Source organism: Ottowia sp. (assembly GCF_035444425.1).
Taxonomy (GTDB): Bacteria; Pseudomonadota; Gammaproteobacteria; order Burkholderiales; family Burkholderiaceae_C; genus Ottowia.
In genome coordinates this window covers 1-12,279 of the sequence record NZ_DAOMOQ010000005.1, presented here as the reverse complement: position 1 = coordinate 12,279, position 12,279 = coordinate 1, and the positions used below count along the sequence as shown (strand labels likewise).

Annotated in this window: 14 protein-coding genes; 11 read left to right on the top strand and 3 right to left on the bottom strand. The window is 69.9% G+C overall.

From position 1 onward, the window contains the following. Positions 1-72: 72 nt before the first annotated feature. The 10 genes from haoB to ccmB are packed head-to-tail and all read left to right on the top strand — an operon-like array spanning position 73 to position 8,329. Positions 73-1,122: a hydroxylamine oxidation protein HaoB gene (gene haoB / locus PK606_RS03250; RefSeq protein ID WP_324560642.1), complete on the top strand. Its 1,050-nt coding sequence runs from the start codon at positions 73-75 to the stop codon at positions 1,120-1,122. A gap of 3 nt (positions 1,123-1,125) precedes the next feature. Next, positions 1,126-1,872 (top strand): heme ABC transporter permease CcmC, encoded by a 747-nt coding sequence (ccmC, locus tag PK606_RS03245; RefSeq protein ID WP_324560639.1) that lies wholly within the window; start codon positions 1,126-1,128, stop codon positions 1,870-1,872. Next, positions 1,872-2,009: a heme exporter protein CcmD gene (locus tag PK606_RS03240; RefSeq protein WP_324560637.1), complete on the top strand. Its 138-nt coding sequence runs from the start codon at positions 1,872-1,874 to the stop codon at positions 2,007-2,009. Before ccmC ends, PK606_RS03240 begins: the two co-directional genes overlap by 1 nt. Continuing rightward, positions 2,006-2,458 (top strand): cytochrome c maturation protein CcmE, encoded by a 453-nt coding sequence (ccmE, locus tag PK606_RS03235; RefSeq protein WP_324560634.1) that lies wholly within the window; start codon positions 2,006-2,008, stop codon positions 2,456-2,458. Before PK606_RS03240 ends, ccmE begins: the two co-directional genes overlap by 4 nt. Then, complete coding sequence (locus tag PK606_RS03230; RefSeq protein ID WP_324560631.1) at positions 2,455-4,443, top strand: heme lyase CcmF/NrfE family subunit; 1,989 nt, start codon at positions 2,455-2,457, stop codon at positions 4,441-4,443. The genes ccmE and PK606_RS03230 overlap by 4 nt, the downstream gene beginning before the upstream one ends. Before the next feature lie 4 nt (positions 4,444-4,447). Beyond that, positions 4,448-4,981 carry a DsbE family thiol:disulfide interchange protein gene (locus PK606_RS03225; RefSeq protein WP_324560629.1) on the top strand — a complete coding sequence of 178 codons (534 nt, stop codon included), beginning with the start codon at positions 4,448-4,450 and terminating at the stop codon, positions 4,979-4,981. Positions 4,982-5,015: 34 nt separating this feature from the next. Then, complete coding sequence (locus tag PK606_RS03220; protein WP_324560626.1) at positions 5,016-5,516, top strand: cytochrome c-type biogenesis protein; 501 nt, start codon at positions 5,016-5,018, stop codon at positions 5,514-5,516. After that, a complete protein-coding gene (gene ccmI, locus PK606_RS03215) occupies positions 5,513-6,883 on the top strand; it encodes a c-type cytochrome biogenesis protein CcmI (RefSeq protein ID WP_324560623.1) in 1,371 nt (456 codons plus the stop codon). Before PK606_RS03220 ends, ccmI begins: the two co-directional genes overlap by 4 nt. A gap of 34 nt (positions 6,884-6,917) precedes the next feature. Next, positions 6,918-7,661, top strand: a complete 744-nt coding sequence (gene ccmA, locus PK606_RS03210; RefSeq protein WP_324560620.1) for a heme ABC exporter ATP-binding protein CcmA — start codon at positions 6,918-6,920, stop codon at positions 7,659-7,661. After that, positions 7,661-8,329 (top strand): heme exporter protein CcmB, encoded by a 669-nt coding sequence (gene ccmB, locus PK606_RS03205; protein WP_324560617.1) that lies wholly within the window; start codon positions 7,661-7,663, stop codon positions 8,327-8,329. The genes ccmA and ccmB overlap by 1 nt, the downstream gene beginning before the upstream one ends. Positions 8,330-8,347: 18 nt before the next feature. On the opposite strand, the gene PK606_RS03200 is transcribed toward ccmB, so the two are convergent. Genes PK606_RS03200 through PK606_RS03190 form a run of 3 tightly spaced genes read right to left on the bottom strand, consistent with a single transcriptional unit; the run spans position 8,348 to position 11,819 of the window. Continuing rightward, complete coding sequence (locus PK606_RS03200; RefSeq protein WP_324560614.1) at positions 8,348-8,950, bottom strand: hypothetical protein; 603 nt, start codon at positions 8,948-8,950, stop codon at positions 8,348-8,350. Continuing rightward, positions 8,950-11,418 (bottom strand): endopeptidase La, encoded by a 2,469-nt coding sequence (gene lon / locus PK606_RS03195; protein ID WP_324560612.1) that lies wholly within the window; start codon positions 11,416-11,418, stop codon positions 8,950-8,952. The genes PK606_RS03200 and lon overlap by 1 nt, the downstream gene beginning before the upstream one ends. Continuing rightward, positions 11,415-11,819 (bottom strand): Hsp20/alpha crystallin family protein, encoded by a 405-nt coding sequence (locus PK606_RS03190; protein WP_324560609.1) that lies wholly within the window; start codon positions 11,817-11,819, stop codon positions 11,415-11,417. The genes lon and PK606_RS03190 overlap by 4 nt, the downstream gene beginning before the upstream one ends. 91 nt (positions 11,820-11,910) lie before the next feature. Between PK606_RS03190 and PK606_RS03185 the strand changes: the two genes are divergently transcribed. Beyond that, the gene (locus PK606_RS03185; RefSeq protein WP_324560606.1) at positions 11,911-12,201 is read left to right on the top strand and encodes a phage gp6-like head-tail connector protein; all 291 of its coding nucleotides are present in this window, start codon (positions 11,911-11,913) and stop codon (positions 12,199-12,201) included. Positions 12,202-12,279 lie beyond the last annotated feature (78 nt).

The window sequence follows — 12,279 nt, the reverse complement described above, 5'->3', positions numbered from 1 at the left end:
GCCGGCGGCCAGCTTGCCGAGAGCCGCCGGTCGGGCAGTCTGGGTTCGGAAGAAGTAGAAAGGAGGCGCGCCATGACACGCCTGCGCGGTGTACTGCTTGTATTGGGTGTGCTGGCGCTGCTGGCCTCCGGCGCGCTGTTCCTGACGCGGCAGCGCGGCACCACGCCCGCCCCCTACCGCTACGAACGCCTGCCGCTGGCCGATGCGGCCGCCACGCCGGCGCCTGATGCGGCAACGGATGCGGCGCCGGGCCCGGCGCTGGAGCGCGTGCAGGTGATCGCGACCGACGATCAGAAGGTGCTGGCCGAGTTCGACATCGCCAACGGCCAGGACGGCCTGGTGCGCATGGACTGGCGGGCCCGGGTCGATGACCCGCTGCTGCAACTGTCGGCGCCGCTGGAGGAAGTGCGCGAACTCGCCGATGTGCTCAAGCGGCATCACGCCGCCGGCACGCCGGTACTGAGCTGGTGGGACACCGGTCGCCAGTTGCAGGTGCTGGGCGCGACCGACGTGCTGTTCAACCAGCACCTGGCGCAACCGCTGTTCGTGCCGGCACGCTGGAACCAGCAGCGCGATGCCGTGTTGCGCACCGAGCAGGCGTTCTGGGGCGAGGTCGATGCCCAGGCGCTGAAGCGCTTCGACACCTTCACCCGGGCGCTGGTGGCACGCGAGGACGAAGGCGTGCGCCTGCTGCGCAGCATCGTGCCGGATCGCAAGGCGATCCTGGTGCTGCATCTGCGCGACATCCTGCTGCTCGGGCAGATGCACCCCGATGCGCTGGCGGTCGGCTTCCAGGACTTCACCGATCCCGGCGACGTGCACCGCTCGGTGCGCGGCGTGCACGGCTGGCTGCGCGACAGCGGCCAGCAAGCCTATGCCGTGACCAAGCTGCCCGGCCAGATGCTGCGCGTGGTGGCGCTGAACGACAAGAGCAGCGGCGACACGCTGGCCGCGCGCCTGCTGCCGTTCATCGGCAACAACCAGGTCGACGTCGCCGGCCTGACGCTGGTGTGGCGCGGTGGCGGTTTCGTCGTGTTCGAGCTTGAGCCGACCGGAGCCGGCGCCACGGCGCAGGCCACGCAAGCCGCACCCACGCTGGCGGTCCACCGCGAGTCCGAGTGAGCCATGAGCTTCGGCAGCCTGCTCTACCGCTATGCCGCACCGGCGCGCTTCCATGCGCTGGCCGGGCCGCTGGCGCGCGTGCTGTGGGCGCTGGCGCTGCTGCTCGGCGTGGCGGGGCTGGCGGTCGGCTTCTTCATCGCACCGACCGACGCCCAGCAGGGCGAGTCCTACCGCATCCTCTACCTGCATGTGCCGGTGGCCTGGCTGTCGATGCTGCTGTATGTGGTGATGGCCGGCTGGTCGGCGGTCGGCCTGGCCTTCAATGCGCGGCTGGCGTTCACGCTGGCGCAGGCGATCGCGCCGACCGGCGCCATGATGACCTTCCTGGCCCTGTGGACCGGCGCCCTGTGGGGCCAGCCGACCTGGGGCACCTGGTGGGTCTGGGACGCGCGGCTGACCTCGGAGCTGATCCTGCTGCTGCTGTACCTGGGCATCATCGCCCTGCACGGCGCCATCGACGACCCGCGCCGCGCCGCACGCACTACCGCCGTGTGCGCGCTGATCGGCGTCGTCAACGTGCCGATCATCTATTTCTCGGTGATGTGGTGGAACACCCTGCACCAAGGCGCCACCATCAACATCGGCCGCGCCTCGACCATCGCGCCGACCATGGCCTGGGGCCTGGTGCTGTGCACGCTGGGCCTGTGGTGCCATGTCGGCGCCGTGATCCTGATGCGGGCGCGGCGGCTGGTGCTGCGCCAGGAAGGCCTGCGCGGCGCACGCTGGGTCGCACAGTGGAGGACCGCCTGATGCCGGCATGGCTGAGTCTCGATGGCCACGGACCCTACGTGCTGGGTTCGCTGGCGATGTTCGTGCTGGTGCTGGCGATCGACCTATGGTCGGCGCTGCGCGGCGCCAGCGATCTGGATGAAGGTATCGATCCATGAAACCACGCCATCGCCGCCTGCTGGTCATCATGTTCGCGCTGCTCGCCTTGGGCGCTGCGGTGGCGCTGGTGATGAACGCGTTCCGCAGCAACCTGGTGTTCTTCTTCAGCCCCACCGAGGTGCACCAGGGCACGGTGCCGCAGGGCACGGCGTTCCGCATCGGCGGCCTGGTGCGCGAGGGCAGCGTGGTGCGCGACACGCAGTCGCTGAAGATCAGCTTCCTGGTCACCGACAACGCGCGCGACGTGCCGGTGGACTACACCGGCCTGCTGCCGGATCTGTTCCGTGAGGGCCAGGGCGTGGTCGCGCAGGGCAAGCTGGGTGCCGACGGTCGCTTCACCGCCACCCAGGTGCTGGCCAAGCACGACGAGAACTACATGCCACCGGAAGCCGCCGAGGCGCTGGCGCGCACCGCCAAGACGGTGGTCCAGGAAGGGGGTCCGCAATGACCGCAGAACTGGGTCAGCTGGCGCTGGTGCTGGCGCTGTGGGCCGCGCTGGCGCAGGTCGCGCTGCCGTGGTGGGGCGTGCGGCGCGGCGACGCGCGCCTGATGGACGTGGCGCCCTGGGCGGCGCTGGCGCAGTTCATCTTCGTCGCCGCCGCGTTCGGTCTGCTGATCGCCTGCTTCGTGCAGAACGACTTCTCGGTGGCGCTGGTGGGCCAGCATTCCAACAGCCGCCTGCCGCTGGAGTACCGCATCACCGCGACCTGGGGCAACCACGAGGGCTCGATCCTGCTGTGGGGCCTGGTGATGGCGCTGTGGTCGGTCGCGGTCGCGGTGTTCTCGCGCCAGCTCGACCGCGCCATGCTGGCCCGCGTGCTGGTGGTGCTGGGTGCCGTGTCGGCGGGTTTTCTCGGCTTCACGCTGCTGACCTCGAACCCGTTCGAGCGCCACTTCCCGGCGCTGGCTGATGGGCAGGATCTGAACCCGATGCTGCAGGACCCGGGCATGATCGCGCACCCGCCACTGCTCTACATGGGCTACGTCGGCTTCGTGGTCGCCTACGCCTTCACCGTCGCCACCCTGTGGTCGGGCCGGCTCGACACCGCCTGGGCACGCTGGTCACGGCCATGGACGCTGGTGGCCTGGGCCTTCCTAACCCTGGGCATCGCGGTCGGCAGCTTCTGGGCCTACTACGAACTGGGCTGGGGTGGCTGGTGGTTCTGGGATCCGGTCGAGAACGCCTCCTTCGTGCCGTGGCTGCTCGGCACCGCGCTGGTGCATTCGCTGGCCGTGACCGAGGCGCGCCAGGGCTTCCGCGCCTGGACCGCACTGCTGGCGATCGGCGCCTTCTCGTTCGCGCTGCTCGGCACCTTCATCGTGCGCTCGGGCGTGCTGTCGAGCGTGCACGCCTTCGCCAGCGACCCGACGCGCGGCATCTACATCCTGCTGTTCCTGGCCTGCGTGGCCGGTGGCGCGCTGCTGCTGTTCGCGCTGCGTGCCAGCGAGTTGCGTCAGCCGGGCGAAGCCGCGCAGTTCGACTGGAGTTCGCGCGAGGCGACGCTGCTGCTGAACAACGTGCTGCTCACGGTCGCCGCGATCTCGGTGGCACTCGGCACGCTGTACCCACTGGCGCTCGACGCGCTCGGACTCGGCAAGGTCTCGGTCGGCCCGCCCTACTTCGAGACCATCTTCCCGCCGCTGATGGCACCCGCCATGCTGTTGATGGTGGTCGGTCCCTTGGCACGCTGGCGCCGCACCGAGGTGCCGACGCTGGCCCGCCAGTTGCGCTGGGCCGCGGTCGTGAGCGTGCTGGTCGCCGTGCTCGGCCCCTGGATCGCCGGCAGCGGCAGGTGGCTGACGGCATTCGGCCTGCTGCTGGCGACCTGGGTCGCGCTCGGCACACTGGTGGCGCTGGGACAGCGGCTCGGTCCGCGGCGGGTGTGGATGCAGCGCCTGCGCACCCTGCCCGGCAGCTTCTGGGGCATGTTCCTGGCGCACCTGGGCATTGCCATGTTCATCGCCGGCGTCACGGTGGTGAACAGCTACGAAGTCGCCAAGGACGTGCGCATGGAACCCGGGCAGACCGTCGCCGTCGGCGACTACACGCTCGAGTTCATCGGCGTGCGCCCACTGAACGGTCCAAATTACGAGGGGCAACGAGGGGAATTGCGCTTGCTCAAGGGCGACCGCGTGATGCGCGACATGGCTCCGGAACGCCGCGTGTACCTGGCCAGCGGCATGCCGATGACCGAGGTGGCGCTGGACCGCGGCTTCACGCGCGACGTCTATGTCGCGCTCGGGGATCCGCTCGGCGGCGGCGCCTGGAGCGTGCGGGCGCAGCTCAAGCCGCTGGTCAACTGGATCTGGCTCGGCTGCCTGCTGATGGCCTTCGGCGGCTTCTGCGCCGCGGCCGACCGGCGCTACCGGGTCGTCGTGCGGCGCCGGCAGGCAGCCGCTGCAGCCAAGCTGGCCGGCGCGGCGGCGAGGTGAAGCCATGCGGAAGCTGAAGTTCTTCCTGCCCTTGCTGGTGTTTCTGGTGGTCGCGCTGTTCCTCGCCGTCGGCCTGCGCCTGAATCCACGCGAGGTGCCCTCGCCGCTGGTCGACCGCGCGGCACCGGACGTGCGCGCCGCCACCCTGCACGACCCGGCGCGCCAGCTCGGCACCCAGGACCTGCGCGGCCAGGTCTGGGTGCTGAACGTCTGGGCCTCCTGGTGCGTGGCCTGCCGGGTCGAGCACCCGACCCTGGTCCAGTGGGCACAGACCGGCAACGTGAAGCTGTATGGGCTGAACTACAAGGACAAGCGCGACAACGGGCTGAAGTGGCTGAGCGACCACGGCAACCCGTATCTGGAATCGATCCACGACGAAAGCGGCCGGCTCGGCATCGAGTTCGGCGTCTACGGCGTGCCTGAAACCTATGTCATCGACCGCGCCGGGGTGGTGCGCTACAAGCACACCGGCCCGGTCACGCCGCTGGTGCTGCAGAACGAAGTGATGCCGCTGCTGCGCAAGTTGCAGGGGACCTGAGATGCACACACGAGCAAACCCCGCCCCGATACGCATGGCGCACACGCTGCTGGCCGCGCTGCTGCTGGCGCTTGCCGCCCTGCTGTTGCCCGCCGCCGGCAGCGCCCGCGAGGCCACACCGATCGCCGCCGACCCGGCGCTGGAAGCGCGCGTGATGGAGATCGCCGAGGAACTGCGCTGCCTGGTGTGCCAGAACGAAACCATCGCCGCCAGCCATGCCGACCTGGCGGTCGATCTGCGCGCCCAGATCCGCGAACGCCTGAGCCAGGGCGAAAGCGCCAAGCAGATCCGCGACTTCATGGTCGAGCGCTATGGCAACTTCGTGCTCTACCGGCCGCCGGTCGAGCCGGCGACCTGGCTGCTGTGGGGCGGCCCTTTCCTGCTGCTGCTGCTGGGCTTCGGCATCTGGGCGCTGATGCTGCGCAGCCGGCGACGCGACACGGCGCCCGATCCGGCCGCGGTCACCACGGTCGACGAGCGGCGCCGCCGGCAGCTCGATCATGCCCTGCGCGAGGCCGTGGAGCCACCCAAATGATCGCACTGGTCATCGTCGCCGTCATCGCCCTGGCCCTGGCGATCGGCCTGCTGCTGTGGCCGCTGCTGCGCGAGAAGCGGGCGCCGCGCGCCGACGCCGACCAGGCGCGGCTGGCGGTGATCGAATCGGCGCGCCAGCAGGTCGAAGCTGCGCACAAGGCGGGCGAGATCGACGACGCCGAGCGCACCGCCCGGCTGGAGAACCTGTACGCCCAGGCCGATGCGACGTTGCAGCAACAGCCCAGCAGCGCCACCCCATCGGCGGCGCGGCCGTGGCCGGCGGCGCTGGCGGTCGCACTGGTGCTGCCGCTGGGTGTCATCGGCAGCTACCTGGCGGTCGGCGAACCCGGCAGCCTGCTCGGCGGCGGCGCCGCCGGTGTGGCCACCCAGGCCGCGGCCGATACGGCGGAGGAACTGCGGGCGACGATCGAACTGGCGGATCGGCTGGCCGAACGCTTGGCCAGCGACGAGCAAGCCACGGCCGAATCCTGGGTGCTGCTGGCGCGCACCTACCGCAGCGTCGACCGCCCGGAACAGGCCAGCCGCGCGTACCGCGAGGCCGCCGCACGCGAAGCCGAACCCGCCGACACCCTGATCGAGCACGCCAGCCTGGTCGTCGAGCAGCAAGGCAAGCGCTACACCGCCGAGGCCGACGCGCTGATCGCGGCCGCGCTCGAGAAGGACGCCGACAATCTCAACGCACTGGCCATGGCCGGCGCCAGCGCGTTCCAGCATGGCAACAACACGCTGGCTTTGCAGCACTGGCGCCGGCTGGAAGCGCTGATCCCCGCCGACAGCGAGGACCGCCCGCGCGCCACCGCGCTGGTGGCCATGGCGTCGGGCGATCGGGTACCGCCACGCCCGCCCGTCATGGGTGCGCCTGCGGCGGGCGCACCGGCCATGGGCGGGCCGACCAGCGAGACCAGGATGGCGAGCGCGCAGCCGAACATGCCATCGCTGCCCGCAGCCCACCCGCCGATGCCCGCCGACGGTCGAGCGCAGCAAGCTCCACCGCTGAAGACACCAACCACGATCAGCGGTCGTGTCGAGGTCAGCAGCGCGCTGCAGTCGCGGGTGCCGGATCGGGCCTGGCTGTTCGTGTTCGCCCGCGCCATGAGCGGGCCGCCGCTGCCGATTGCCGCGGCGCGCCTGTCGCCCGGCGCCTGGCCGGCCGAGTTCCTGCTCGACGATGCCAACTCGATGCTCGAGGGCCGCAAGCTGTCCAGCTTTGAACAGGTCCGCCTGGTGGCGCGCATTTCCAGCAGCGGCAACGCAGCGCCCAGCGCGGGCGACCTGGAAGGCAGCGTCGAAGCCGTGCCGCTGGGTGGGCGCGACATCAAACTGGTGGTCGATAGAATCGTGCAATGATCCCCGCTTCGGACGGCCTTCGGAGCCGAGCGCGATGAATGCCGACGTCGATCATCCCGTCAACCCCACGCCTGCACTCCAAACCCGGCAAGTACCCGCCCCAAGCCATGCGGTGGCGCCACGCCTGCGCCTGAGCAAGGTGGTGTGCGAGCGCGGCGGGCGCGCGCTGTTCGAGCCACTCTCGCTGGACGTGCCCGCAGGCACGCTGTGCTGGATCCGGGGCGCCAACGGCGCCGGCAAGTCGACCCTGTTGCGCGCGCTGGCCGGCCTGATCGAGATCAGCGAAGGCCGCATCGCCTGGCACGACGAGGCGGGCCAGACCCAGCGCCGCCTGCGCGCACCGTCGCTGCACTACATCGGTCACCTCAACGCCGCCAACGGGGATCTGCGGGTCGGCGAGGCACTCGCGTTCCTGGCGCAGTTGCACGGGATAGACAGCGATGCGGCCAGCCGGCGCGCGGCGCTGTCGCGTCTTGGCCTGGACGGCTTCGAGCGTCGAGCCGTGCGCACCCTGTCGCAGGGTCAGCGGCGCCGCACGGCGCTGGCACGCCTGGCACTGACGGTGGGCGCACCGGTGTGGCTGCTCGACGAACCCTACGATGCGCTCGACACCGACGGCATGCGCGCGCTCGACGCCCTGCTGACCGAGCATGCGCAGCGTGGCGGCTGCGCGGTGTTCGCCAGCCATGTCGAACCGGGCATCCAGATCGATCAGGTCCGGACCCTCGATCCGCTGCCGTCCGGCGCCGTGCGGACCGCCGCAGCGGCGCTGGCGTGATGACCATGCCGTACGGCTTTGCATTGCAGCGCGAATGGCGCCTGCAGCGCCGCCGTGCCAGCGAAGCGCTGCTGCCGTTGGCCTTCTTCATAGCCGTCGTCACGGTATTTCCGATCGCCATCGGGCCCGATCCGACCGCCCTGCGGCAGGTCGGCCCGGGCGTGATCTGGGCCTGCGCGTTGCTGGCCTGCGTCGCCACCGTGGGCCACGCCTTCAGCGTCGACGCCAGCGAAGGCGTGCTCGAGCAGTGGCTGATCGGCGCCGTACCGCTGACCGGACTGGTGGCCTGCAAGGCCATCGTCCACTGGATGTGGACCGGGTTGCCGCTGATGCTGGTAGCACCGCTGCTCGGGCTGATGTTCGATCTAGACGCCACCAGTTCCCTGCTGCTTGCGGCCACGCTGCTGCTCGGCACGCCGGTGCTGAGCCTGCTCGGCCTGCTCGGCGCCGCCCTCACGCTCGGCCTGCGCTCGGCATCCAGCCTGGTGGTGCTGCTGATCCTGCCGCTGGCGCTGCCGGTGCTGGTCTTCGGCTGCCTCGCGGTCAGCGCGCTGGAAAGCGGCCTCTCGGCTACGCCGCACCTGTCGCTGCTGGGCGCGCTGATGCTGCTGGCCATCGTCGCGCTGCCGCCGACCATCGCCGCGACCTTGCGGATCACCATGGGCTGAGCCGCGGCTGGCGATCGGTCAGGACGTCGCGGCCCGACCGGCCTGTTGTTCACCGCGCAGGTCGGCATCCCAATCGAGACGAAGCCGCACCCAGCCGATCGACCGCTTGCCCTTGAGCATGGCGCCCGCGATGCCTTTGCACGACGTCGACTGCTCGCCGAGTTGCCGACGCTGCAGTGCGTCCATCAAGCTGCCCACCTTCCTGGGCGGCAGGTGCCCGGCCACCTTGATGCTGGAGCTGCCAGGCAGGCCGATCGCCACGGCAACCGCCCATTCGTCCGGTCTCGGCTGGTAGGGCACCAGCACGGCATCACAGTTCGCGGTCGCGGCATTCTTCGTGGCCGGCCCGGTGACGGCCAGGACGTTGGCGACATAGGAATCCTCGCCAAGCACCTCGACCTCCCTGCCGCTGAACGGCCATTGGAACAAGCGACCTTCGGCTGCGTCACCGGACCGGACGATGCGCAACAACTTCTCGACCAGTGCCGCCTCGGCGGCGAGTTCGGACTTCAGCTTCGCGGGTCGGAGATGCAGCGCCCGGTTGCCGCGCTGGAACCTGCGCACCGCCAGCCAGATCAGGCCGGCAACAACGGCTGCCAGCAGCACTGCACCAACGACCATCACTGCGCCGCTCCTGACGCTCCCCCGGCGGAACGGTCGGCAACGGGCTCCAGCGCAGCCGCAATGGCCTCGTCCACCTGGGTCAGCCAGATGAACTCCAGGCGCTGGCGCACCTCCTGCGGGATCTCCTCGAAGTCGCGCTGGTTGCGCGCCGGCAGCATGACGCGCTGAATGCCGGCGGCATCGGCGGCGATCACCTTTTCCTTCACGCCGCCTATGGGCAGCACCAGGCCACGCAGGCTGATTTCGCCCGTCATGGCGGTGTCGCTGCGCACGTTGCGGTTGATGAGCAGCGAGACCAGGGCGGTGAACATCGCCACGCCGGCGCTGGGCCCGTCCTTGGGCGTGGCACCGGCGGGCACGTGCACGTGGATGTCGAGCTTGCCGAGTTGCTGCTCGTCTATGCCCAGCTCGCGCGCGCGGTGCTTGGCCACCGAGAACGCCGCCTGCGCGCTCTCCTTCATGACGTCGCCGAGCTGGCCGGTGAGGATCAGATTGCCCTTGCCGGGGTAGCTGGTCGCCTCGATGAAGAGGATGTCGCCACCCACCGGGGTCCAGGCCATGCCGGTGGCCACCCCGGGGGTGCTGGTGCGCATGGCGATCTCGTTCTCGAAGCGCTTGGGGCCCAGGATGCCCTTCAGGTCAGGCACACCTGGCTTCAACTGCGCGACCGAGCCGTCGGCGATCTGCACGGCAGCGTGGCGCAGCACGCGGCCAATCTCGCGCTGCAGGTTGCGCACGCCGGCCTCGCGCGTATAGTCGCGGATGATGGCGTAGATCACGTCGTCGGCCAGCGCGACCTGCTCGGCCGTGATGCCGTTGGCTTCCAGCTCGCGCGGCACCAGGTAGCGGCGCGCGATCTGGAACTTCTCGTTCTCGGTGTAGCTCGACAGCTGCACGATCTCCATGCGGTCGCGCAGCGGCCCGGGTATGGTCTCCAGCGTGTTGGCGGTGGTGATGAACACCACGCGGCTGAGGTCGAAGGGCACGCCCAGGTAGTTGTCACGGAAGACGTTGTTCTGCGCCGGGTCGAGCACCTCCAGCATGGCGGCGGACGGGTCGCCTTGAATGCCGCGACCCATCTTGTCGATCTCGTCCAGCATCATGACGCAGTCGCGCGCGCCAGCCTTGCGGATGGCCTGGATGATGTTGCCCGGCAGCGCGCCCACGTAGGTGCGCCGGTGGCCACGGATCTCGGCCTCGTCGTGCACGCCGCCCAGGCTGACGTGGGCAAACGGGCGGTCCATGGCGCGTGCGATGGACTTCCCGAGCGAGGTCTTGCCCACGCCGGGCGGGCCCACGAAGCACAGAATGGGCGCCTTGCCATTGGGTGCGAGCTTGCGCACGGCCAGGAACTCGACGATGCGCTGCTTGATCTTGTCCAGCCCGAAATGGTCCTCATCGAGCACCCGGCGCGCGGCTTTGATGTCGATGTCACGCGGTTCGGGCTCGGCCCAGGGCAGTTCCACCAGCCAGTCCAGATACGTGCGCACCATGCCCGCCTCCATGCCGGCATCGGGCATGCGCTCGTAGCGGCGCAACTCCTTCTCGGCCACCTCCTGCACTTCCTCGGGCATGCCGGCCTCGGCAATCTTCTGCCGCAGTTCGGCCACTTCCTGCGACTTGCCCTCGCCCTCACCGAGCTCCTTCTGGATCGACGCCATCTGCTCGCGCAGGATGGCCTGGCGTTGGCGCTCGTCCAGCGTGCTCTTGGTGCGCTCGCCGATCTGCTGCGTCAGGCGCAGCACCTCGATGCGCTTGGCCAGGATGGCGGACACCTTGTCGGCGCGCGCGACGACGTCGATGGTCTCGATCACGTCCTGCTTCTGGCCCGCGTCCAGGTCCGAGTAGGCCGCGACCAGGTCGGCCAAGGCACCGGCGGCGCTGGCCTGCTGCACCGCGGCCACCAGCGGCGGCGGTGTCTGCGGCAGCAACTGCAGCGCTTCCATGGCCTGTTGCTGCAGGTGCAGCAGGCGTGCGGCGGGCTCCGGCCCCTCTTCCTCGGGTTCGTCCAGCGGTTCGGCACGCGCGGCCAGGAACGGCGTCTCCTGCACATACTCCTGCACCCGGAAGCGCTGCAGGCCCTGCACCACCAGGTGGTGGTTTCCATCCGGCAGGGTCACGTAGCGCAGGATGTTGGCCAGGGTGCCCACGGCATGCAGGTTGGCCGGCGTGGCGTCGCCCTCGGCCTCGCGCTGCATCAGGATGCCCACCGGGTGCCCTTCGCGCAGGGCCTGCTGCACGGCCAGCGTGGAGCCCTCGCGGCCCACCATCAGCGGGAACACCGTGCCCGGGAACAGCACGGTGTCGCGCATCGGCAGGATGGGCAGCACCCCTTCGGGCAGTGCCGGCGGTGCCGCATCGGCCCGCTGGGCCTCTGCCGGCGTGATGGCGCGGCCACTGGAGTCCACCAGGATGGGCTCGCTGCCGCTGCCTTCGCCGCGGGCCTTGCTGTCGCTCTCGTTCATGACGCTTTCTCCAGGCGGATCACCAGGCACCCCTGGTCGCTGCCCACATCGACCGCCGAATACCGCCCTGGCGGCAGCGGAATACGGCGCTCGAAACGGCCCTGCGGCAACTCCAGACGATGGATGACGGCAGTACGCAATGCCTGCGGCAGCACGCGCTGCCCGCTCACCACCAACGCGTCGGCTTCGATCACGGCGCGCACGTCCTGCGCCTTCACGCCGGGCAGTGCGACATAGATCAGCAACTCGCGCGCGGTCTCCAGCACATCGGCGGGCGGCTCCCAGCATGCAGCGCGCGACTGCCGCGGCTGGAACAGCTCGCGATGCAAGTGCTCCATGCGGTCCAGTGCCGCCAGGGCGTTGGACCACATCCAGTCGGGGGAATCGTCACGGTGTCTCATTGCTCTTCCTTGAGGACGGCCTGGAGGTCATTTTGCTTCGCTTGGAGCATTTCGCGAAACGATGTGGTTGCCACCCTTCCAAGAACCTGACATGCTGAACCTTGCCGAAACCAAGGCGCACCTGCGCATCGACCACTGCGATGAAGGCGCGCACACCGAAGCGCCGGTCGATGCGGCGACCGCGAGCGTCGCGGACTGCCCGCACATGGCGGTCGAGGACATGGAGCTCGCGCCGCTGCCGGCGCCGGTGCGTGCCGCGATCGCGGATCCCGTTGCGCGTGCACGACCTGCACGAGAGCCGCGAGGCGTAGAACGACAGATCACTGTCCGCGAACCCGACATTCGCGCACCGCTCAATCCCTACCGAGCCACGACACGGTGAAGGCCTGCGCCGATCACGCGGAACGTAAGCGTGGCCTCACCACCCTCTTGAACTGAGCGCGAGGCTGGGCGAGCATGT

What these genes read in the sequence shown, in the direction of transcription:
- ccmE (WP_324560634.1), top strand. Translation starts at nt 2,006, where the DNA reads ATGAAACCACGCCATCGCCGCCTGCTGGTCATCATGTTCGCGCTGCTC.
- ccmC (WP_324560639.1), top strand. Translation starts at nt 1,126, where the DNA reads ATGAGCTTCGGCAGCCTGCTCTACCGCTATGCCGCACCGGCGCGCTTC.
- ccmB (WP_324560617.1), top strand. Translation starts at nt 7,661, where the DNA reads ATGACCATGCCGTACGGCTTTGCATTGCAGCGCGAATGGCGCCTGCAG.
- PK606_RS03220 (WP_324560626.1), top strand. Translation starts at nt 5,016, where the DNA reads ATGGCGCACACGCTGCTGGCCGCGCTGCTGCTGGCGCTTGCCGCCCTG.
- PK606_RS03240 (WP_324560637.1), top strand. Translation starts at nt 1,872, where the DNA reads ATGCCGGCATGGCTGAGTCTCGATGGCCACGGACCCTACGTGCTGGGT.
- PK606_RS03230 (WP_324560631.1), top strand. Translation starts at nt 2,455, where the DNA reads ATGACCGCAGAACTGGGTCAGCTGGCGCTGGTGCTGGCGCTGTGGGCC.
- PK606_RS03185 (WP_324560606.1), top strand. Translation starts at nt 11,911, where the DNA reads ATGCTGAACCTTGCCGAAACCAAGGCGCACCTGCGCATCGACCACTGC.
- PK606_RS03225 (WP_324560629.1), top strand. Translation starts at nt 4,448, where the DNA reads ATGCGGAAGCTGAAGTTCTTCCTGCCCTTGCTGGTGTTTCTGGTGGTC.
- ccmA (WP_324560620.1), top strand. Translation starts at nt 6,918, where the DNA reads ATGAATGCCGACGTCGATCATCCCGTCAACCCCACGCCTGCACTCCAA.
- haoB (WP_324560642.1), top strand. Translation starts at nt 73, where the DNA reads ATGACACGCCTGCGCGGTGTACTGCTTGTATTGGGTGTGCTGGCGCTG.
- ccmI (WP_324560623.1), top strand. Translation starts at nt 5,513, where the DNA reads ATGATCGCACTGGTCATCGTCGCCGTCATCGCCCTGGCCCTGGCGATC.
- PK606_RS03200 (WP_324560614.1), bottom strand. Translation starts at nt 8,950, where the DNA reads ATGGTCGTTGGTGCAGTGCTGCTGGCAGCCGTTGTTGCCGGCCTGATC.
- lon (WP_324560612.1), bottom strand. Translation starts at nt 11,418, where the DNA reads ATGAACGAGAGCGACAGCAAGGCCCGCGGCGAAGGCAGCGGCAGCGAG.
- PK606_RS03190 (WP_324560609.1), bottom strand. Translation starts at nt 11,819, where the DNA reads ATGAGACACCGTGACGATTCCCCCGACTGGATGTGGTCCAACGCCCTG.